General features: G+C 59.2%; 19 protein-coding genes. 13 read left to right on the top strand and 6 right to left on the bottom strand.

Annotation, left to right across the window (positions count from 1 at the left end; all coding sequences use genetic code 11):
• Positions 1–12: 12 nt before the first annotated feature.
• Together IE166_RS20440 and IE166_RS20435 are read right to left on the bottom strand one after the other, a co-directional pair.
• A complete protein-coding gene (locus tag IE166_RS20440; RefSeq protein WP_189507680.1) occupies positions 13–1173 on the bottom strand; it encodes an MFS transporter in 1161 nt (386 codons plus the stop codon).
• Between the two features lie 11 nt (positions 1174–1184).
• Positions 1185–2219: an aldo/keto reductase gene (locus IE166_RS20435; protein ID WP_189507678.1), complete on the bottom strand. Its 1035-nt coding sequence runs from the start codon at positions 2217–2219 to the stop codon at positions 1185–1187.
• A gap of 91 nt (positions 2220–2310) precedes the next feature.
• Here IE166_RS20435 and IE166_RS20430 point away from each other — a divergent pair, with 91 nt between their 5' ends.
• Complete coding sequence (locus IE166_RS20430; RefSeq protein WP_189507676.1) at positions 2311–3216, top strand: LysR family transcriptional regulator; 906 nt, start codon at positions 2311–2313, stop codon at positions 3214–3216.
• 386 nt (positions 3217–3602) lie between these two features.
• Here IE166_RS20430 and IE166_RS20425 read toward each other — a convergent pair whose 3' ends face one another.
• The 3 genes from IE166_RS20425 to IE166_RS20415 all read right to left on the bottom strand — a co-directional run bounded on the left by IE166_RS20425 (position 3603) and on the right by IE166_RS20415 (position 8001).
• Positions 3603–4640, bottom strand: coding sequence for a siderophore-interacting protein (locus tag IE166_RS20425; RefSeq protein ID WP_189507674.1), 1038 nt, complete (start codon positions 4638–4640; stop codon positions 3603–3605).
• Between the two features lie 29 nt (positions 4641–4669).
• Positions 4670–5713, bottom strand: coding sequence for an ABC transporter substrate-binding protein (locus tag IE166_RS20420; protein WP_189507672.1), 1044 nt, complete (start codon positions 5711–5713; stop codon positions 4670–4672).
• A 113-nt stretch (positions 5714–5826) separates the two neighbouring features.
• Positions 5827–8001 carry a TonB-dependent siderophore receptor gene (locus tag IE166_RS20415; RefSeq protein WP_189507670.1) on the bottom strand — a complete coding sequence of 725 codons (2175 nt, stop codon included), beginning with the start codon at positions 7999–8001 and terminating at the stop codon, positions 5827–5829.
• Positions 8002–8209: 208 nt separating this feature from the next.
• Here IE166_RS20415 and IE166_RS20410 point away from each other — a divergent pair, with 208 nt between their 5' ends.
• From IE166_RS20410 to IE166_RS20400, 3 genes are read left to right on the top strand one after another with little or no spacing between them, the layout of a single operon-like run.
• Positions 8210–9160 (top strand): helix-turn-helix transcriptional regulator, encoded by a 951-nt coding sequence (locus IE166_RS20410; protein ID WP_189507668.1) that lies wholly within the window; start codon positions 8210–8212, stop codon positions 9158–9160.
• A gap of 16 nt (positions 9161–9176) precedes the next feature.
• Entirely contained in the window at positions 9177–10235 is a 1059-nt protein-coding gene (locus tag IE166_RS20405) for a FecCD family ABC transporter permease (RefSeq protein WP_189507666.1), read from the top strand.
• Positions 10232–11005 carry an ABC transporter ATP-binding protein gene (locus IE166_RS20400; RefSeq protein ID WP_189507664.1) on the top strand — a complete coding sequence of 258 codons (774 nt, stop codon included), beginning with the start codon at positions 10232–10234 and terminating at the stop codon, positions 11003–11005. The genes IE166_RS20405 and IE166_RS20400 overlap by 4 nt, the downstream gene beginning before the upstream one ends.
• A 772-nt stretch (positions 11006–11777) precedes the next feature.
• On the opposite strand, the gene IE166_RS20395 is transcribed toward IE166_RS20400, so the two are convergent.
• On the bottom strand, positions 11778–12425 hold the full coding sequence (locus IE166_RS20395; protein ID WP_385966381.1) for a GntR family transcriptional regulator: 648 nt from the start codon (positions 12423–12425) through the stop codon (positions 11778–11780).
• A gap of 130 nt (positions 12426–12555) precedes the next feature.
• Here IE166_RS20395 and IE166_RS20390 point away from each other — a divergent pair, with 130 nt between their 5' ends.
• The 9 genes from IE166_RS20390 to IE166_RS20350 all read left to right on the top strand — a co-directional run.
• Positions 12556–12963: a cobalamin B12-binding domain-containing protein gene (locus IE166_RS20390; protein WP_189507660.1), complete on the top strand. Its 408-nt coding sequence runs from the start codon at positions 12556–12558 to the stop codon at positions 12961–12963.
• Positions 12964–12970: 7 nt separating this feature from the next.
• Positions 12971–14419, top strand: coding sequence for a phenylacetate--CoA ligase family protein (locus IE166_RS20385; RefSeq protein ID WP_244641643.1), 1449 nt, complete (start codon positions 12971–12973; stop codon positions 14417–14419).
• Positions 14416–15378, top strand: a complete 963-nt coding sequence (meaB, locus tag IE166_RS20380) for a methylmalonyl Co-A mutase-associated GTPase MeaB (protein WP_189507658.1) — start codon at positions 14416–14418, stop codon at positions 15376–15378. The genes IE166_RS20385 and meaB overlap by 4 nt, the downstream gene beginning before the upstream one ends.
• Before the next feature lie 10 nt (positions 15379–15388).
• Positions 15389–17095: a methylmalonyl-CoA mutase family protein gene (locus tag IE166_RS20375; RefSeq protein WP_189507657.1), complete on the top strand. Its 1707-nt coding sequence runs from the start codon at positions 15389–15391 to the stop codon at positions 17093–17095.
• 6 nt (positions 17096–17101) lie between these two features.
• Positions 17102–18481 (top strand): gamma carbonic anhydrase family protein, encoded by a 1380-nt coding sequence (locus tag IE166_RS20370; protein ID WP_308430538.1) that lies wholly within the window; start codon positions 17102–17104, stop codon positions 18479–18481.
• 28 nt (positions 18482–18509) lie between these two features.
• Entirely contained in the window at positions 18510–19043 is a 534-nt protein-coding gene (locus IE166_RS20365; RefSeq protein WP_244641641.1) for a cob(I)yrinic acid a,c-diamide adenosyltransferase, read from the top strand.
• Positions 19044–19195: 152 nt separating this feature from the next.
• Entirely contained in the window at positions 19196–20317 is a 1122-nt protein-coding gene (locus tag IE166_RS20360) for a TRAP transporter substrate-binding protein (protein ID WP_189507655.1), read from the top strand.
• A gap of 180 nt (positions 20318–20497) precedes the next feature.
• Positions 20498–21082: a TRAP transporter small permease subunit gene (locus IE166_RS20355; protein WP_189507654.1), complete on the top strand. Its 585-nt coding sequence runs from the start codon at positions 20498–20500 to the stop codon at positions 21080–21082.
• Positions 21079–21361, top strand: a 283-nt coding sequence (locus tag IE166_RS20350; RefSeq protein ID WP_189503143.1) for a TRAP transporter large permease subunit, incomplete at its 3' end; no start/stop codon positions are given. The genes IE166_RS20355 and IE166_RS20350, both read left to right, overlap by 4 nt.

The raw sequence follows: 21361 nt of genomic DNA, 5'->3' as shown, positions 1-21361 counted from the left end.
AAAGGCGGATGGCTAAGATCCAGCCAGCGTCCGCCGGCGGGGTAACACGAGGAGCACTGCGGCGAGACCGACGGCTGCCATCGTTGCTCCGGCAAGCGCCACGGCGGGATAGCCGAACCCTGCGGCGATCACACCGCCGCCGAGAGCTGCACCAAAGGCGTTGCCGAGATTGAAAGCGCCGATATTGACCGCTGAAGCAAGGTTCGGCGCATCGGCTGCCGCCGTCATGACCCTGAGCTGGAGCGGCGGTACCAGCGCGAAGCTGGCAACGCCCCACAGGAAGATCAGCACCACGCTCACAGCCGCATAGGTCATCAGGGCGGCGAAGGCGAAGAGGACGACCGAGAGCCCCGCAAGGGTGACGATGAGGGTGCGGTCTACCGAACGGTCTGCGAAGCGCCCGCCCAGCCAGTTGCCGAGGGTGAGCCCGGCGCCATAGATGACGAGCATCGCCGTAACGAAGCCGATCGAGGCTTGCGTCTCGAGCAAGAGGATCGGCGCGATATAGGTGAAGACCGTGAACATTGCGCTCGATCCGAGCACCGTAAGTGCCAGCGCGCCGAGCACAGGTCCACGCGTGAGCACCTTGAGTTCGGCCATGGCATTGCCGGTTCGCGGAGCGGCAATTGCTGGGAGCGTCAGCCGCAGTGCCACCATGGTTGCGAGCCCAAGTGCCGCAAAGCCCCAAAACGAGATCCGCCAGCCGAGATGCTCTCCCGCCCATGTTGCCAACGGCACGCCGACGACATTGGCGATTGTCAGCCCCATGAACATTGCTGCCACTGCTCCGGCCCGGCGATGCGGTGCAACGAGGCTGGTGGCGACCACCGAACCGACGCCAAAGAAGGCCCCGTGATTGAGCGACGTGACGATCCGGGCGAGAAGCAGCATGCTGTAGCCGTCTGCCAGCGCCGCCATGAGGTTGCCGAAGGTGAAGATCGCCGCCAGTGCGATCAGGAGAGCCCGACGCGGCACGCGGGTCGTGGCAAGCACCATCAAAGGCGCCCCGATCATGACCCCCAGCGCATAGGCACTGACGAGAAGGCCTGCCGCAGGAACTGAAACGCCGAGGTCTCCGGCTATGACGGGCAAAAGGCCCATCGGGGCGAACTCGCTCACCCCGATGCCAAAGGCGCCAACCGAGAGGGCGATCAGACCGAAGTTCTTCATCATGACCGTTTCCTTCAAACCAGCGAAGGATTCAGGCGGGCGAAGCCCTCCTGCTGGCGGTAGGGGGTGTGGGGATAGACGGGGAGGACGTCACTTGCCGCATCAAGGGAAGCTATCTGCTCGGCTGTCAGCTGCCAGCCGACGGCGCCGAGATTTTGTCGAAGCTGCTCCTCGTTGCGTGCTCCGATGATGACGGACGAGACGGTGGGGCGCTGAAGCAGCCAGCGGATTGCGGTCTGTGGGACCGACTTCTCGGTTTCTGCTGCGATTGCCTCCAAGGCGTCGATCACCCGATAAAGCAGATTGTTCTCGACGGGCGGGGCGAACTGTTCGGTTTCATGCAACCGGCTGCCTTCGGGAATTGGGCGACCGCGCCCGATCTTGCCGGTTAGCCGACCCCAGCCGAGCGGGCTCCAAACCAGGGCACCGACGCCCTGATCCACAGCCAGCGGCATGAGATCCGCCTCATAGGCCCGGCCGATCAGCGAGTAATAGACTTGATGGGCGACGAGCCTCGGCAGCCCCCGACGATCGGCGATCGCTTGCGCCTTCATGATCTGCCAGCCCGGATAGTTTGAAACGCCTGCATAGCGGAGCTTGCCCGCGGCAATCAGTTGCCCGAGCGTCTCCATCAGCTCCTCGGTTGGGGTCGACGCGTCAAAGGCGTGGAGCTGCAGGAGGTCGATGTAATCGGTGCCGAGCCTCCTCAAGGCATCATCGACGGCGCGGATCAGCCGCGCGCGCGAGGCACCCCAGTCTTGCGCGCCGTCGCCCATCGGCAAGCCAGTCTTGGTGGAGATGAGGACATCGTCGCGCCGTCCGCGAATGGCCTCACCCAGCACCTCTTCGGAAGCACCATTCGAATAAACGTCCGCCGTGTCGAAGAGCGTGACTCCGGCTTCGAGGCAGATGTCGATGAGGCGGCGGGCTTCCTTAGCATCACTCTGACCCCAGGCGCTGAAAAGCGGCCCCTTGCCGCAGAAGGTGCCGGCGCCGAAGGCGAGGGCGGGAACGCGCAGTCCCGAGGCTCCGAGTTGGCGATAGTCCATGATGCGCCCTTTCCTGTTTCAATAGGCTGGCGCATAGATGACAGTGGAGACAAAGCGGCAGTAGCGCCTCTACAGGCGAAGGATTTTTGTTTTGGATGCAAAGATCGCACAGAGCAGCGACCGAGCGCGGGCGTTGGAGATCTTCGCGGCAGTAGTGGCCGAACGGAGCTTCTCGGCCGCCGGTCGCGCGCTCGACCTGACGCCCTCGGCCGTCAGCCGCGCTATCGATCGGATCGAGGAGCGGCTCGGCGTACGCCTGCTTCTGCGAACGACGCGAGCGCTGACGCTGACTGCCGAAGGTCAGGCCTATCTCCAGACAGCGCGGCGCATCCTTGCCGATCTTGACGACGCCGAGCAGCAGATTGCCGATCAGGGCGCGCCGCGCGGGCGGCTCAGGATCAGCGCGGCGCTTTCTCATGGAAGGCTCTGCATCGTGCCGCGGCTTGGTGCATTTGGGCGCGCCTATCCGCATATTCTGGTCGATATCGCGCTGTCTGACGGCATCGCTGATATCGCGGGCGGCGAGGCAGATGTGGCGATCCGCTTCGGCCCGTTGGTCGACAGTGCGTTGACTGCGCGCAAGCTCGGCACCCATCGCCGCATCATCGTGGCCTCACCGGACTATCTCGCTCGCCATGGCACACCGGACGTGCCGGAAGATCTTTTGCGCCACAATTGCCTGAACTTCAGCTTCCGCCGGGCTGAGCCGGTCTGGCCGTTCCACAAGGACGGCCGCGATTACGCGCTCTCGGTCAAAGGCGGGATCGAGGCCAACAATGGTGAGACACTCGGTCAGCTCGCTGCGCTCGGCCTCGGCGTCGCACGCGTAGGCGACTTTAGCGTCGCCTCGGAGATCGAAAGCGGCCGCCTTGTGCCGATCCTCGAAGCGTTCAATCCGGGAGATGTCGAAAACGTCCACGCCGTCTTCGTCGGCGGCGCCAACACGCCAGCACGCGTGCGCGTTTTCGTAGATTTTTTGGCCGCATCAATGCGCTAAGTAGGCGACGCGGAACTTGCGCAACACGGCGGACGAAGAACGGTTAATCGCTTCAGGTGGAAAACCAAGTGGCAGCTATCTGCCTGGTGGATCTTGTAAGCGGACAGACCGTTTCCGGCCAGTGGTTGCCACTTCAGACAGTTCGCAAACGGCCATCATCTGCTTCTGCGCTGTTAGAGAAGCTTGGGATGACCAAAGCTCTTTTGTCATCGATGACCGCACTGTTTGTGGCCCACTTCCTTCGGCTGCAAGCTTCACCCTCATCAATGCACAGTCCAGCTATCTACCGAGAAGGAGGCAACTCGTCTTAGCGAAGCCCTTATCGGCAGTCTACGCGTATTGCGTGTGATAAGGCAGCAATGCAAGCACGGTGTTATAAGGCAGTTTTAAGCATCAGCAGTCCCGCGTCTCCAGTACGAGACGGCGAGTTCTTCGTGCTTCGACAGCCCATGATCGCGCCAATGTTGACGGATTGCCTGTATCGCCTCGAACTCGGCACCAGCCCAACAGAAGCGAGATCCCTTTGTCGGTATTGCAACTGCGTGGGTCGCGGCTTTGAGGGTCTCGCCGCTACGTCGATGCAGCCATTGCAGAACGACGCCATCGGGACGGCGAAGAGGTAAGTGGTCGTGTTCGTCTGTGACTTCGATCAGGGCGTAACCGCGAGTGGTCGCAGGAAGCTCTTCCAGGATGCGGGCGATAGCAGGAAGAGCCGTTTCGTCACCAGCGAGAAGCACCCAGTCGGCAGCTTTCGCGCTTCGCCCGCCGGGTCCGGCCATGCCGAGACGATCATCCGGAACTGCGCGGGCAGCCCACCCGCTGCCGGGGCCTGCATCGTCATGCAGCACGAAGTCTATGTCGAGCTCGCCGGAAGCCGGATCAATGCGGCGGATCGTATATTTTCGAATATCGAAACGTCCGGCGAAAGCCCCAGTGAGTGGCAGTCCATCAGGTCCACGCACAGGCCATTCCGGCTCGGTGCCAGCTTGCGGAAAGTACAGCCGGACATGCAGGTTTTCACTTGTCGCGAAACGGAAAAGATTGTCGCCGGCCAAAGTCACACGGCGCATGTGCGGCGTGATGTCGGTGACTAAAGTCACACGCAGTTCGCGGAAGTCGGCGAAGAGTTGCCGTTCCGGCATCCCGTCCCAGCGGATGGACGGAACCTCCGGATGGGCGAATTCCAAGACGTGGGCAGCAAGGAAGGCGGTTACTTCCTCAAGATGCGCTTGGCTTGTTGCTCGGGCTTCAAGAGCTAGTTTTGTCCCATCTGCGCGCAGTACAGCCTTGGCGCCACGTAGTTCGGCATGGAATGCGCCGTTGGTTTCGATGAGCTCGATTTCGTGTTCGGCCAAATGAGAGCGCAGGGCTTCCATCACGATCACGGGGTTTGTGAGGTGAACGGTGGCACGGGTGGTCTGCATGTTGGTATCCTGAACCGGGGCTGCCAGGATCATTGATCCAACCAGAGTGTGCCTGTCATCGGCACAGCCAGAAAGTCTCGGTTGATCTGGTCGAGCGTTGCTTGCGGATCGAGATCGGGGAAGCGGTCAGGGTGGAAGAGCTTCGCCAGCCTCTCGATCATGACGAGATGAACAGGTGTGTCGTTGAACATCTGCCACAACGCTTGTGCACGCCCTTCGCGTATCGTCGTCAGCTGCGCAAGAGGTCCCTCGCGAAGAAGGCCTTCGAACGATGCACGGGCATCGTCTTCCGGGATGCCCGGCCCAAGTACCAATCCGCCCCGAGCTGCCTGGTAGGCGCCGCCCGTCGCAATATAGATTTGCGGATCGGCCACAAGCAGCTGTTCGACACTGACGTCGCCATACAAACCTGGGATGTAGTCGAGTGCCAAGTTTCGACCGCCCGCCAGTTCGATCATGTCATTGAAGATACCATGACCGGGTGAGGCGCAGCAGGGCGTGCCTCCGGCATGGACATGCATGAAGACGGATGGTCGTTCGAATGGCGCGACGGCGAAGCCATCCGCAATTGCCTTCATATGTCGATCATAAAAGGCGATGAAGGCCTCCGCTTTCTCGCTTGTGCCGAGCACCTGACCCAACATCCGAAGGCTGGGTCGGGAATTCTTCAAGGGCTGCGAGAAGAAGTCGAGAACGAGCACTGGTATACCTAGCCGTTCGAGCATCTCGATCGAGCGCGCTGAATCGAGAGCTTCTGCATCGTACAGGCTGAGGATCACCAGATCGGGTTCGAGCGCAACGACGGTTTCGACATCGAGGCCAGAGCCTGCCGGGCCACCGACGACGGGTAAGTCAGCCAGTCTTGGGAACTTCGAGGACCATGCCTCGAAGGTTGCCACGTCGCGGCGAAAGTCATCACGCCAGCCAACAAGGAGAGAGGCTGGGTCAGAATGAATGAGACCGAGCACCGGCAGGTGACGGCCAGCGCCCAAGATAATTCGTTTGGCAGGCGCGTCGAGCGCCACCTGACGGCCCATTATATCGGTAACCGTCACTGGCTCGGCGCGTGCCATGCCGGTCAATAGGACAGCCAAAAGCAAGCTCACCGCGCAGGCGGCGACCAGCCGCGCGAACTGCGTCGCTTGGTGAAGGGGAACGCAATCGATCTGGCGATGGTGGATCAATGTCACCATTCGTATTTCAGGCTAGCGGTAAAGGTGCGTGCAGCGCCGTAATTACAGCTGCCGCCGGTGGCATTTAGACAATGCGACACATACTTCTCGTCAAACAGGTTGGTGACGCCGACTTTCAGCCTCGTGCCTTCATAAGTCTCGTTCAAGGCACCAAAATCGAACTCCGCACCAATATCAACAAGCGCACGATCAGGGATCTTCAACTGTGCCAGACGGTTCGTGTCGGCATTGTAGGACGAGGTGGCGCGAACGCCGGCCATCAGCGACAGACCGTCCACATAGCTCGGCTGATAGCTCACCCAAACTGATCCCTGATGTTCAGGAAGCCGCTCCAGCGCGCGACCAACCTGGCGCGGATTGTTTGATTCAAGCACTTCCGAATCCGAGAAGGCATATGACCCAAGAACCGCAAGCGATGGGGTGATCTCGTATTTGCCTTCAAGCTCGATCCCACGCACGCGCTGCTTGCCGGTCTGAACCGAAAAAAGCGTGTTGATAGGATCATTGGTCAGGCCGTTCTCGATGCGCATGTCGAAGAGCGACACACCGATCATCCCGCGTCCACCGGTCGGTTCATACTTTATGCCAACCTCGAACTGGCGTGCAGTGAGGGCCTCGAAAGGTTGGCCGAGACGGTCCGTCCCGAGCTGCGGCAAGAAAGAGGTCGAGACGCTCGCATATGGCGCTATGCCGTTATCGAAGAGATATGTGATGCCTGCGCGACCTGTAAGCGCCTCGTCGCGTGTCGTGACACTGCTGCCGCTCAGGCGGTTGTCGCTATCGATATCCGACACGTCGTAGCGCAGGCCAAACGTGCCGACCCAACGATCATAGCGGATCTGATCCTGCGCATAGACGCCGACCTGATTCTGCACTTGTAATCCGGAGCGAGTGAAGGAGGCACGTGGGAAGTCGAAGCCGTAGACCGGGTTGAGATAGTCGATCGGCGGCACAGCAACGCCTGGGCCCGTATTGCCGAAATTGGTGCTGGAGCGGGTGCGCACATAGTCGAGGCCCATCAGCGCTGTATGATCAAGCGCGCCTGTCTCGAAACGCGCTTCCGCCTGGCTATCAACCGCAAAGTTGCTGAGATCGTCCTCAGCAATGGCGGTAACGCGGCTTAGGGTCGTGCCGGGACCATTGTAGGCAAATGCTGGATTGACCAGAACGAGGTCCATGTTCTGCTTAGCAGCCGAGTAGCGCAGATTCTGCCGAACCGTCCATGTCTCGTTGAAGGCATGCTCGAATTCATAACCGAGCGAATAGAAATCGCGGTTGAACTCACCCCAGTTCGGATCTCCCAGGAATACGTCGCGCGGGATCTGGCCAGCCGGGTTTGGTAGCAAGGTGCCAGGGGCGGGGTAGAAGCGAGGGCTGAAAACCGGCACATCGTGCTGGTAGTATCCATAGAGCGTGAGGGATGTGTCGTCGGTCGGCGCCCAGGTGATGCTTGGTGCCAGCATGACCTGGCGGTCGCGCTCATGGTCGATCTGGGTATGAAGGTTCTTGGCCTGTCCTGCGAACCGATAAAGCCAGGTGCCGTCTTCCGTGAGCTTTCCAGTCATGTCGACGGAGCCTTGAAGCCCGCCGAAGCCATTGGTTGCGATCGACACTTCGCGATGCGTCTCAGCCTGAGGCCGCTTGCTGACCTGGTTGATCAAACCGCCGGGAACAGCCCGACCATACATGACGGAAGCAGGGCCCTTGATGACCTCGACCCGCTCAAGTGCGTAGGGGTTGATCGTGGGCACGGCATAATTGTTGGGATCGCCCGGAAGGTTGAGGCCGTCCAGCCACATCGTGCCATAGGTGCTGAAACCGCGGATGTAGAGCCAGTCATAGCGGATGTCCTGGCCGTTTGGATCGGACAAAACGCCGGGAGTATAACGCAGCGCCTGCGAAACGCTTCCTGCGCCCTGAGCGTCGATCTGCTCGCGCGACACGACGCTGACGGCTTGTGGCGTTTCGAGCAGCGGCGTATCGGTCTTGGAGGCTGATGCGCTTCGCTTCGCCACCAGACCGTTGACCGGACCCTTGCCGCTGGCCTCGCCTTCACCGTTGACGACGACCTGATCGAGTGTGACGGGCGTTTGCGCAAGCGCCGTGCTGCAGGACAGCGCCGTCAACAGACCTGCTGTGGCGCCAACGACAGCCGATGTGCGCGACATGCTTCTCATACCACTTCCCAGTCCCAAAAGTTGACTTGTTTATTCATATTTGTGGTAGGGGAGAGGCTCGGCAGGTACAACAGTGATGATGTTTGCGGGGCCGCCAAAGATGTTTGCGCAACGTGCAAACGCGTTGACGGCAGGCGCGGGTACCTCGAAGGCATAGCGCCAAATCGGGCTTGTAATGGTGGATACAGCGACGAGTATCATGCGCGTTTCGGATCTTACACAGCGTCCGGGCGTGACCTTCGAAAGCCAGGAGGATTGTCTATCGATGGATACGCCGCTATTTCGCGGCGAGTTCTGGCATCGCGAGCTCAGGCGTGGCCTTCATCTGCATGCCAGCGACGTATTCGAGGAAGCCGGTTTCACCGCCAACTCGTCACAGAATGCAGGCCTTTCTTGCGTGTTCTTCCTCTCGGGCGATGTTGACGTCGCGATCGGTGACCGGAACTTTCATTTCCAGGGAGCTGAAAACAGGAACCAGGGATTGATCATTTCCAGTGCGCGGCTTGAGAGCTTTTGCCGGCGCTCGCGCGGTCATCAACAGATTCGCCATCTCGTCGTATCGGCATCGCCGGAATGGCTGGACCGCGACGGATTGTCAGTACTTCACGATCACCGGCCGGCGGAAGCGCTGCTGCGCAACCATCTTGCAAGCCAGAGCTGGCCGTTGACCCGGCGTCTGGCAGGCCTCGTCTCTCGTATCATGGAACCTGCAGCGGGGCCGTCTGCACTGCACGAGCTCATGGTGGAAAGCGCGGCGGTCGAGATTGTCGCAGAGGCCCTGGCGGCCTCCACGCATCAAGAGCCGATGCCAAGGTCAAGCATGTTAAGTGCGACAGAGACCATACGGTTACGGCAGGCAGAACAGTTTATCGAAGCGCGCCAGGGCCAAAAATTGCATGTAGAGGACATTGCTCAACAATCAGGCGTCAGCGTGAGCGGATTGCAGCGCCTTTTCCAGGCGAAATACGGCACCAGCGTGCTCAATCATATCCGTCAGGTCCGGCTGGATGATGCGAAGCGCATGCTGGAATGCCGCGACACGGGTATCCAGCAGGTCGCTGCCTTGGCAGGCTATTCGAGCGCGGCGAATTTTGCGACGGCGTTCAAGCGTCGCTTTGGACGTTCGCCGAGTGAAATCGCTGCAGGATGACGAGCAGGAGTTCATCATGACACCCTCGATTCCGATGCGTGCTGGCGAGCGCTATCGCCGCCGCATCTTCAGGAAGTCGATGTTCGTTCTCGGCGCACTTCTCATCCTTCTTGTGTCGGTATGCGTCGACGTGGGCGTCGGGCCCGGCTCCTACTCGCCGGTCGAGGTGCTGACAGCACTTGTTTCACCGAACTCCGTTGCGCCCAGGCTGTCGATCATCGTCTGGGACGTTCGCTTGCCTGTGGCGCTGATGGCCGTTTTAGTTGGCGCAATGCTTGGAATGGCCGGCGCACAGATGCAGACCATTCTGCATAATCCGCTCGCCGATCCGTTCACGCTTGGCATTTCATCCGCGGCAAGTTTCGGGGCGGCACTCGCAATCGCGCTGGGTATCGGCCTTTGGCCGGGTTCCGGTGGGTTTCTCATCACTGCCAACGCCTTCATCTTCGCGCTGGCGACTTCGCTCGTGTTGTTTATTTTTACACGCATGCGCGGGGTGACCGTCGAGACCTTCGTGCTTGTAGGGATCGCGCTGTTCTTCACCTTCAACGCCCTGCTAGCCTTCATCCAGTACCGGTCTTCGGAAGCGCAACTTCAGCAAATCGTGTTTTGGATGATGGGAAGTCTGGGGCGGTCATCCTGGACCAAGATTGGCGTTTGCGCTGCTCTTCTTGCCCTGGTCATTCCGTTTTCACTGATGCGCAGCACCATGATGACGGCGCTGGCGATGGGTGATGATCGCGCGGCCACGATGGGAGTGCCGGTTTCACGACTGCGGCTTGAGATGTTGGCCTCGATTTCACTCTTGGCGGCAACGGCAACGGCATTCGTCGGCACAATCGGCTTTATCGGTCTGGTTGGTCCTCACATTGCGCGGATGCTGGTGGGCGAAGATCAGCGATACTTCCTTCCAGTTTCGGCAGCGGCAGGCGCCATCATCCTTTCACTCGCCTCGACTCTCGCTAAAGCTGTTACGCCCGGTGTCATCTATCCAATCGGCATCATCACGGCGCTGGTCGGTGTGCCGTTCTTCCTCAGCCTCGTTTTGTCGCTCCGCAAGGAGACATGGAGATGAGCCTCCAAGTCACAGGCTTGCGCTTCGGCTACCATTCAACACCGCTGTTCTCATCGCTAACCGCCCAACCTTTCAAGCGTGGCGAAGTGACAGCGCTGATCGGGCCAAACGGTGTAGGCAAGTCGACGCTGTTCCAACTGCTGAGCGGTTTGCTGCTCCCGAAAGAAGGGACGATTGCGCTCGATGGCGTCAATCTTGCCGCGCTTTCGCAGCGACGGCGGGCAGAACGCATTTTCCTGCTGACGCAGCACACCGCAACCCGTGCCGCACTCAGAGTATTTGAGGTCATTCTCCTTGCCAAACGCGGCTGGCAAAGCGGCAAGGTGACTGCGGACGATATCTCGAAGGTGGAGTACCTGCTCGATTTGTTGGGGATCGAGCATCTTGCGGATAGGCTCGTGCCGGAACTCAGCGGCGGCCAACAGCAACTGGTTGCAATCGGCCAAGCGCTTGCGCGCGATCCTGACGTTCTATTGCTGGATGAGCCGACAAGCGCTCTCGACCTACGCCGCCAGTTAGAAGTCATGCATCTTGTTCAGGACGTGACGCGTCAGCGTAATATTGTGACGATCGCGGCACTTCATGATCTCAACCTGGCCAGCCGCTTCGCCGACCGGTTTTTGTTAATTCAAGATGGCGCAGTAAAAGCTGATGGATCGCCGGAAGCGGTGCTCGAACTGGGACAGACAGCTAGTGCTTACGGGGTTGGCTTGACGATCGAACGCGGAAGTTGGGGGCAGCTCTTAGTGCATCCGTATCTGAGACGATAACTAGCTTCAGCTCAAAAGCAACGGACAACAATTGGCGCAAGGCTAAAGCTTCCAGGCTAACCCTCGAACGTTTTCTCTTACACAAGCCCGAGAATTTAGAACAAGCTTCGTGTCTGAACCTGGGCTCTCGATCCCAATATTGGTAGCCACGTATCCGGCCCCGTCACCGACATCTACGGACGGACGATCGTTGCGACGCGCCACAACCATCTGGTGTCTGAGAGAGCGCCAGGCGAAGCTTTGTCAGTGGGTGAACTACTGCTGGCTCCCTCGTCTACTGCGGCTTGGGCTTGATACACGCCAGCGTTATCGAGCGGGAAGATGCCAGGCCGTCGGTCGAACTAACGGCACAGTTCCTGCGTGGCACAGAAGACTTGACCAGTTTCGCCGACTTAACCTTGACCTTCCGTTTCGAACGACTCGGTAAGCCGTTAAGCATCTGACCATCACACGCCGATTCCACAGGCAAATGCCCGATCTACAACAACTTCAAGCGCAGCGGGCTGATCTAAGTCATTGTCGAAATATAGATGATGCCTATCGGAAACGGATTTTTAAACTAACCGGAACAGGCAGAGCTCTTAGTCAACAATCAGGTAGCTTTTGCCGATCAACTGCCAAGAAGCAGACCGTCCGCTTTCGGCCCCTTAGGTGATGTTCTAACTGCCAGCTTCACCGAAGTTCGTTGATCGAAACCAAACTTGCTCTCAAGAACTCTGTTCTTCTAACGACCTAAAACCTTTTAGCAATGGATTGTCACTGCGTACTGGGTTCACCGATCAGTTCGCACCCGTTCAAAAGCCTCGACCACATGGCGCCGCATGAGGTCGGCTGCACTTTCGGGATCGGCCCGCACCATCGCTTCCAGGATGCGGTCATGTTCCTGCCAGACGCTGATTGACATGCCAGGATAGCGAAGGACTTGGCCCATCGCACGACGGAGATGGTACCAGTGCAGTCGCATTGTTTCGCCGATGGTCGGATTTCCTGATAGTTCGTAGATGAACGAGTGGAAATCCATATCCGCCTGGAGAACAGCGCGTGTGTCCCCGGCCACCACCATGTTGCGACCATGTTCCACCAAGGATCGACCGCGCACGATTGCCTGCTTGGTGATTCTTGGCGTTGCCAGCCTTACTGCGAGCGGTTCCACCGCGGATCGCAACTGGTAAATCGCTTCGAAAAATGACGGCTCTATTTCGGTGACGGTCAAGCCGCGCCGTCCAGTGTTCACAAGGAAGCCCTGAGCCTTCAAGACCGCAAGTGCGTGCGTGACCGGCTGGCGGGATACGTTCAGCCTCGCGGCAATGTCCTCCTGCGTCAGCCGCTCGCCCGGCTTGAAAGTGCCGTCCGACAAAGCGTCGAGGATAACCTCATAGGCTTGATCCACGAGACTCTTGGTGGGGGTCAGCGATTCCAAAAAGCGCTCCATGTAGAGTTGAGTGGCCCTCCTGCCTTAAACGCGCACTTGACAACCATCAAGGCTGCGGTTCTTTTAACGTCTGTGTTCTGAATTCAGAATGCGATTGAGATCTTGGGAGGGATTTTCAGTGGTTCAGCCTATTCGCGTGTTGCTGGCTAAAGTGGGCCTCGATGGCCACGACCGAGGCGTCAAGGTCGTGGCCCGAACCCTTCGCGATGCTGGAATGGATGTCATCTACTCTGGACTTCATCGCACGCCTGAAGAGGTTGTGACCGCTGCCATTCAAGAGGATGTGGATGTGCTCGGCGTTAGCCTGCTGTCTGGAGTCCAACTCACCGTGTTCCCGAAAATCTTTCAGCTTTTGTCGCAGAACGGGGCAGAAGACATGATCGTGATTGCAGGCGGCGTGATGCCCGACGAGGACGTCGCCGAGATCAAAAAAATGGGGGTGAGAGAGGTTCTTCTCCAGGATACTCCGCCCGAGGTCATCGTGCAGACGCTTACGCGTCTTGTTTCCGAACGAGGCGAGCGTTGAGGGTGCCATGAGCGGAGTTGCAGCCATGGAATCCTGGACCTTTCCGCCGTCCTACGATCCTTCATACCTTCCCCAATTCGACAGCCGGTATTGGTTTCCTACGCGCGAAACGATGGCGCCGGCCGACAGGGAAGCGGCGATCCTGACGCGACTGCGCGACGTGTGCCGATATGCCTATGAACAATCGGCCTTTTACCGCCGCAAGTGGGATGAAGCGGGCTTCCATCCCGAGCATCTCAGATCACTCGAGGATTTCGAGGATAAGGTTCCGGTCGTCACCAAGAAGGAACTTCGGGCGTCTCAGGCATCGACGCCGCCTTTCGGTGACTACCTCTGCGTACCGGACAGTGAAATCTTCCATATTCACGGCACCAGCGGCACAACCGGGCGTCCGACAGCGTTCGCGATCGGTCGCAACGACTGGACTGCCATTGCGAATGCGCATGCTCGCATCATGTGGGGTATGGGCATGCGCCCCGGTGACATGATCTGCATTGCCGCAATCCTAAGCCTTTATATGGGAAGCTGGGGGGCCTTGTCAGGCGCCGAGCGGCTTGGAGCGAAGGCGTTCCCTTTCGGCGCGGGCGCGCCAGGCATGACCGCTCGTTGCGCACAGTGGCTGCATATGATGAAGCCGGCAGGTTTCTACGGCACGCCGACCTATGCCCTTCACCTGGCGCAAACGGCCAAGGACGAAGGTCTCGATCCTCGCGACTTCCGTCTCAAGTACATGTTTTTTTCTGGCGAGCCGGGAGCGTCCATCCCCGGCGTCCGAGATCGCATTGCCGACCTTTACGGCGCCGAGGTGTTCGACTCCGGTTCCATGGCCGAGATGTCCCCATGGATGAACGTCGCGGGATCCCTAGAGACAGAGGGGATGCTGTGCTGGCAGGACGTCGTTTATACAGAAGTCTGCGATCCGGTTTCCATGCGCCGAGTTCCTTACGGCCAGCGCGGCACCCCTGTTTACACGCATCTGGAACGCACGTCGCAGCCCATGATCCGCCTTGCATCAGGCGATCTGACGCAATGGGTGGATGGGCCAAATCCCTGTGGAAGGACCTATCCGCGACTGCCGAACGGCATTTTCGGCCGGATCGACGACATGTTCACGATCCGCGGTGAAAACGTCTATCCGAGCGAAATCGACGCGGCGCTCAACCAGACTCCGGGCTATGGTGGCGAGCACCAGATCGTCATTACGCGCGAAGCCTCCATGGATGAGCTGCTGCTGCGCGTAGAGGCCGATGAGCACACAGTTGCGAGCGGCGCGTCGGACCGGTTCCAGGCAGACGTCGGGCACCGCATCCAGAAGCTTCTTGGTTTGCGCACAAAGGTGATCATTGCCGAAAGCGGCAGCCTGCCGCGTACCGATTTTAAGGCGCGCCGGGTGATCGATGACCGTTCGGTCTTCAAGGACATGTATGCGCAGATGGAGCGAAAGGTGGACGCATGAGCCGCTACGTTCCCTCGCTCGAGCTGATTGATCGAGCAGCGAAAGGTAATATCCAGGCGATCGGGCGGCTGATCTCTCGGGCCGAAGGCGGGGTGCCGGAAGCGCGACCTGCCCTTGCCCAGATTTATCGCAATGCAGGCCGCGCGCATGTGATCGGTCTCACCGGCGTCCCGGGAAGCGGCAAGTCGACGCTTGTAGCAGCCATGACCGCACGCTTGCGCGAACAGGGACAGAAGGTCGGGATCGTCGCGGTGGATCCATCAAGCCCTTACAGCGGAGGCTCCATTCTGGGCGATCGCATCCGCATGTCGGACCTCGCTAATGACGCCGGTGTCTACATCCGCAGCATGGCCACCCGCGGTGCGATGGGAGGACTTGCCCGAGCCAGCCTGGAGGCTGTGGACGTGCTTGATCTCGGTGGCTTCGACACGATCATCATCGAAACAGTGGGTGTCGGCCAAGACGAAGTGGAGATCGCCAAGGCGTCCCATACGACGATCGTGGTTTCCGCTCCGGGACTGGGCGATGACATCCAGGCCATCAAGGCAGGCATGCTGGAAATTGCCGACATCCATGTCGTGTCCAAGAGCGACCGGAGCGATGCCAATCGTACGATCGCCGACTTGAAGCACATGCTGACGCTGGGCGCTGCCGGCGCTTTCAAGCCGGAATGGCAGTCGCCGGTCCTTGGCGTCAGCTCCTATGCCAGCGAAGGGTTCGATGCCCTGCTTGCCGCCATCGCTCGGCACCGGGATGTCGCCTTTGCAACGGAGAGCGGAAAGAAGAGGCAGCAGGCCATCGCAAGGTTCAGGTTGCTGAAAACTGCTGAGAACCTGCTCTCGGAACGTTTCGCATCTTCCGTGGGACCCATCGTTCCCGGCTTTACCGATCAACTGCAGCAACGTGAGGGCGATCCCTACACGCTCGCAAGCGAACTCCTGGCCACGTCTTTCAAATGAGGATTGCAGCATGAGCAATGACGCAGCATCCGTGACCCTCTCACAAAAGACGGTCGATGAGCTTCGGAAAGAGGAGAAGGATTGGGAGGCGACCGAAGTTTCTCAGTTCCTGGGCAAACAGGCCGAGCGAAAGGATGAATTCTTCACCCTTGGCGATATCCCCGTCAAGCGGACCTATACTGCAGCCGATCTCGCTGAAACGCCGATCGAGGATATCGGCCTTCCCGGCCGCTATCCGTTCACCCGCGGTCCGTATCCCACCATGTATCGCTCGCGCACCTGGACGATGCGGCAGATCGCCGGCTTCGGAACAGGCGAGGATACGAACAAGCGCTTCAAATATCTGATCGCTCAGGGCCAGACAGGCATTTCGACCGATTTCGATATGCCGACCCTGATGGGCTACGATTCCGACCATGCGATGAGCGAAGGCGAAGTCGGCCGCGAGGGCGTCGCCATTGATACGCTGGCCGACATGGAAGCGCTTTTCGACGGGATCGATCTGGAGAAGATCTCGGTCTCCATGACCATCAACCCGTCGGCCTGGATCCTGCTGGCGATGTATATCGTGCTTGCCGAAAAGCGCGGATACGACCTCAACAAGCTTTCCGGGACCGTTCAGGCCGACATCCTGAAGGAGTACATGGCTCAGAAGGAGTATGTTTTCCCCATCGAGCCTTCCGTGCGGATTGTTCGGGATTGCATCACCTACTGCGCCAAGAACATGAAGCGCTACAACCCGATCAACATTTCGGGCTATCATATCTCGGAAGCCGGCTCGTCGCCCTTGCACGAGGCTGCTTTCACCCTGGCGAACCTGATCGTCTATGTCGAGGAAGTGCTGAAAACCGGCATGGATGTCGACGAGTTCGCCCCGCGTCTTGCCTTCTTCTTCGTTTGCCAAGCCGACTTCTTCGAAGAAGTTGCCAAGTTCAGGGCGCTGAGGCGCTGTTACGCAAAGATCATGAAGGAGCGGTTCGGCGCCAAGAACCCGGAATCGATGCGCCTGCGGTTCCATTGCCAGACCGCCGCCGCCTCGCTTACCAAGCCGCAATACATGGTCAACGTAGTGCGCACGACGATCCAGGCACTGGCTGCCGCCCTGGGCGGAACGCAATCGCTGCATACCAATGGCTATGACGAAGCCTTCGCTATTCCCACTGAGGATGCCATGCGCATGGCCCTGCGCACCCAGCAGGTCATCGCAGAAGAAACAAACGTGACCCAGGTGGTGGATCCGCTTGGCGGCTCCTATTACGTGGAAGCGCTCACCACTGAATACGAAAAGCGCATCTTCGAGATCCTCGAAGAAGTGGAATCGCGCGGAGGAACGCTGAAGCTGATCCAGGAGGGCTGGTTCCAGCGCCATATTGCCGATTTTGCCTATGAAACAGCCCTGCGCAAGCAATCTGGCGAGAAACCGGTGATTGGCGTCAACTGCTTCGTCGATGATACGCCCGATCCCGCCATCCACACGCATCCCTATGATCAAACCACGGCGGATCGTCAGGTTGCACGTACCCGCCGGGTTCGCGCGGAAAGGGATGCGGTCAAGTTCGACCTTCTTCTCCAGCAGCTCGTCGAGACGGCGAAGGACCCGTCACAAAACATCATGCCGATTACCATCGAGCTGGTGCGCGCCGGCGCCACGATGGGCGACATCATCGAAACCCTGAAGAAGGTTTGGGGAACCTATCGCGAAACGCCGGTCTTCTGATGCGCCATGCAGCAATCCCATTCCCGCGTCAGAGAGTTGCGAGAGGCGCTCAAGCAGGGCAGCGCGGAAGCAGCCACACTGCTGCTGGCTCACAGTGCCTCGCTTGGACACGAGCGCCTGGCGCTTCGCCGCTACCTGGCGGGTCGCTTCCTTGGCGCAAAGCAGCTCGAACCCTTTCTTCCGCACGTCCGCAGCGCCGCCCAACGCCTCGCTCCGTCGGAGTTGCTGACCATGGCGCATAGCTTGGCGAGCGACCCATCCTCCGCAGACGATGTTCATCTCGTCGCGAGTGAACTTCTGGCGGTTGCAACGCCGTATGTGCTTCCGTTTGAAGGAACGTTGCCCCGTCTGGCAACGTGGCCCGACCGATGTGGACGCGAAGCCTCCCTGCTTGGCCGCCTGGCGATGGGAAAGGGATCGTGGCTGGGACCGGGATCCGTCATCCGAGCCGATGGTCACTTCGTCCAGATCGGCGACGACTTCCGGCTGGGCGCAATGTCGACGGTGCATATTGCACATGATATTTATCCCACCATCATCGGCGACCGGGTGAGCGTTGGGCGCAACGCTGTAGTTCACGCATGCACGGTTGGCGATGACTGTTTGATCGAAGATGGTGCGGTGGTGCTGGACGGGTCCATCGTGGAATCGCGGGTGCTGATCGAAGCCGGCTCGACAGTGTTCCCGAGATCCACCCTGCAATCGGGTTATGTCTACGCAGGAAGCCCGGCGCGCCCCATCAGGCAGCACTCTGCTGAAGAATTCGACAGACGCGCCAGGGCGCTCCACGAAGACATCGCAGCGGCACTGTTCGCCTCCACGGGCTCGGGCGGGCATAGGGTTGAACCTGACCAACAGGTCTTTGTTGCGCGCACTGCCATCGTTTCCGGGAATGTTCTGGCCGAGGCATCCTCCAGCGTGTTCTTCGGTTGTCAGCTCGATGCGGCCCGCAACCCGATCTCGATCGGGCGCAACACCAACGTCCAGGACAACACGATCATCGACTCGTCCGATGGCGCGGTGACCATCGGCAGCGATACGACCATCGGCCACAATGTTCATCTCCGCTCGTGTCGTATCGGCGCACATTCGCTTGTCGGCATTGGCAGCAGCATCGCGACCGGCAGCATGATCGACGATGACGTCCTGCTTGCGGCTGGATCGACTACTACGCCGGATCAGCATCTGGAAGGCGGCTGGCTGTGCGGCGGGCGTCCCGCGCGGCCGATCTCGAAGCTCAACGAGGATCGTCGCGCGATGATGGCGCTGATCGTCGAGCAATACTGCGCTTATGGCGCTGCTTACCGGAAGGCACAGGAGCAACGAGCCACCAAGGGAGGAACCGATGGGGCATCGTCTATCGAGGATAGGTACCCGGACTGGTGACGAGGGCCAAACAATCCTTGGCAGCGGCTTGCGGGTCGACAAGGATAGTCCTGTCATCGAGACGCTCGGCGCGATCGACGAGTTGAACAGTTCGATCGGTTTTATGATTTCGATGGCGAACGCGCCGGGCGTGCGTGACGCACTTCTGCTTGTCCAGCACGACCTGTTCGATCTTGGTGCGCAAATCAGCGTGCCGGGTACGCCGCTGCTGTCGCAGCCGCATCTGGAACGGCTCGAACGCAGCATCGAGACCATGGATGCCGGGCTCGGTCCGCTCGAAGCATCTATTCTTCCCGGCGGCGCTCCTTCTTCGGCGCTGTCCCATGTCGCGCGCACCGTCTGCCGTCGCGCTGAGCAGTGCCTTACCAGGCTGAGCGAGATCGATCGACAGGCACAGCTTTCTTATATCGGAAGAAACAGTGCCGACAGAAATGGGTTGGCCTATCTAAACCGGCTTTCGGATCTTCTTTTTGTTATTGCCCGCGCTGAGAATGCGGCCGCTTCTCGGGCCGATGTGATATGGGAGAACGGCAAAAGTATTACTGAAACGGAGGGAATGTAGAGTCCAAGGCTTCGGCACAGCTTACCTTGCATGAACGTTCGACCAACTCTGCTGTTGCTCTGGCCTTGATTGAACAAGACGCAATGCTTCGATCGCTTATCCGTAAATTTCACGCTTGAAACTTCTGCATGCAATTCTTTGGGAGGAGAACCATGGACAGACGTAGCTTCATCAGAAATTCCACAATCGGTGCGGCGGCTGCCGTCGGCACAAGCGGCTTGGCGGCGCCAGCGATCGCGCAAGCGCTGCCGAAGTTGAAATGGCGATGCACATCGTCGTTTCCGAAGTCGCTCGACACCATCTATGGCGGGGCCGACGATCTCGCCAAATATGTTCGGGAAGCAACGGACGGCAACTTCGACATTCAGGTCTTTGCGGCTGGAGAAATCGTACCGGGACTTCAAGTTGCCGATGCGGTGACGCAAGGCACCGTCGAGATGTGCCACACGGCCAGCTACTATTTCGTAGGCAAGGATCCAACCTGGGCGCTTGGCGCAGCGATACCCTTCGGCCTTAATGCCCGTGGCATGAATGCGTGGTTCTACTACGGCAACGGCATCGATCTTCTGAACGAGTTCTTTGCACAGCAGAACCTCGTTTACCTTCCTGGCGGCAACAGCGGCACCCAGATGGGCGGATGGTTCCGCAAAGAGATCAAGACCGTAGCCGATCTCAAGGGGCTCAAGATGCGCATCGGTGGCCTTGCAGGCGAGGTGTTGAGCCGCATGGGCGCTGTTCCGCAGCAGATTGCGGGCGGCGACATCTATCCCTCGCTGGAGCGAGGAACCATCGACGCTGCCGAGTGGGTCGGACCCTATGACGATGAAAAGCTGGGTTTCGTGAAAGTGGCGCCTTATTACTATTATCCCGGTTGGTGGGAGGGCTGTGTAACCCTCTCCTTCATGATCAACAAAGGCAGCTTCGACCAGCTTCCGGAAGCTTACAAAAGCCTATTGCGCACAGCCGCCCGGGCCGCCAATCTGGAGATGCTGGCCGAGTACGATTACAAGAATCCTGCAGCCATAGCGCAGCTTGCGGCCCAGGGAGCCCAGCTTCGGGCATTCACCCCGGAAATCCTCGAAGCGTCTTTCGAAACTTCGGAGGACCTCTACACAGAGATCAGCGGCAAGAACCCCGCATTCAAGAAGATCTACGACTCTATGGCAGCATTCCGAAACCAGACCTTTCTCTGGCAGCAAGTTGCGGAATACGGCTTCGACTCCTTCATGATGCAGAAGCAACGCCAAGGTGCCTTGAAGGCACAGACGAAGTAGATCGCGCATAACTTACGGCGTGGGGTCTCAAGTGGACACCACGCCAGCGCGTAGTCCAAACGCCGCCTATTCACCCAGCGTTGAAGTCTTTGGTATCGCGGATGAGGAGGTCATGATGCGCGTGGTTCCTGGGTGACCATACACACGCACGAACTGCATGATGTACCAGGAGGATATTGAGTGACTGCTCTTCTTGCCGCGAGCCGGACCGTTGATCGCGTCAACGAGATGATCGGCAAGATCTTTGCCTGGGCGATCCTTGCGGCGATCCTGGTCAGCGCCGGCAATGCCGTTGTGCGCAAGACCTTCAACGTGTCGTCCAATGCCTGGCTGGAACTGCAATGGTACCTGTTCGGCGCGGCTTTCCTTCTGGCCGCGGCCTATACGCTGAAGCAAAACGAGCATATCCGCGTCGACATCGTTTACGGCATGTGGTCGCGCCGCACGCAGCATTGGATCGACCTGTTCGGGCATGTGTTCTTTCTCATGCCGTTCGTGCTGCTGATGATCACTTATTTCTGGCCCTACTTCCTCCTGTCCTACCGCAATGGCGAGACCTCATCGAGCGCCGGCGGGCTGCTGATCTGGCCGGCCAAGTCGCTGCTTTTGATCGGCTTCGTGATGCTGGGGCTGCAGGGTATTTCCGAAATCATCAAGAAGATCGGCGTGATGCGCGGCCTGATCGAGGATCCCAATCCCTTTGTGTCGGCCCATGAAGCGGCCGAACTCGAAGGCCAGGCCATTGCGGAGGACATCCGCAAATGATGGCTTTGATTGCCGAGAACATGGCGCCGATCATGTTCGTGTCACTGATCTTCTTCCTGATCCTGGGATATCCGGTCGCCTTCTCGCTTGCAGCTAACGGTCTGCTGTTCTTCGTGATCGGCGTCGAACTGGCGCCGGTATCGGGCGGCAACATCAACCTGTCCTGGCCGCTGCTTTACGCTCTGCCCGATCGCTTCTGGGGGACGCTCGCCAACGAAACATTGTTGGCGATCCCGTTCTTTACCTTCATGGGCATCGTGCTTGAAAAAAGCGGCATGG

The sequence above is a fragment of the Tianweitania populi genome (assembly GCF_014652875.1).
GTDB lineage: Bacteria > Pseudomonadota > Alphaproteobacteria > Rhizobiales > Rhizobiaceae > Tianweitania > Tianweitania populi.
The sequence above is the reverse complement of the archived record's forward strand: the minus strand, read 5'-3'. Positions and strand labels throughout refer to the sequence as shown.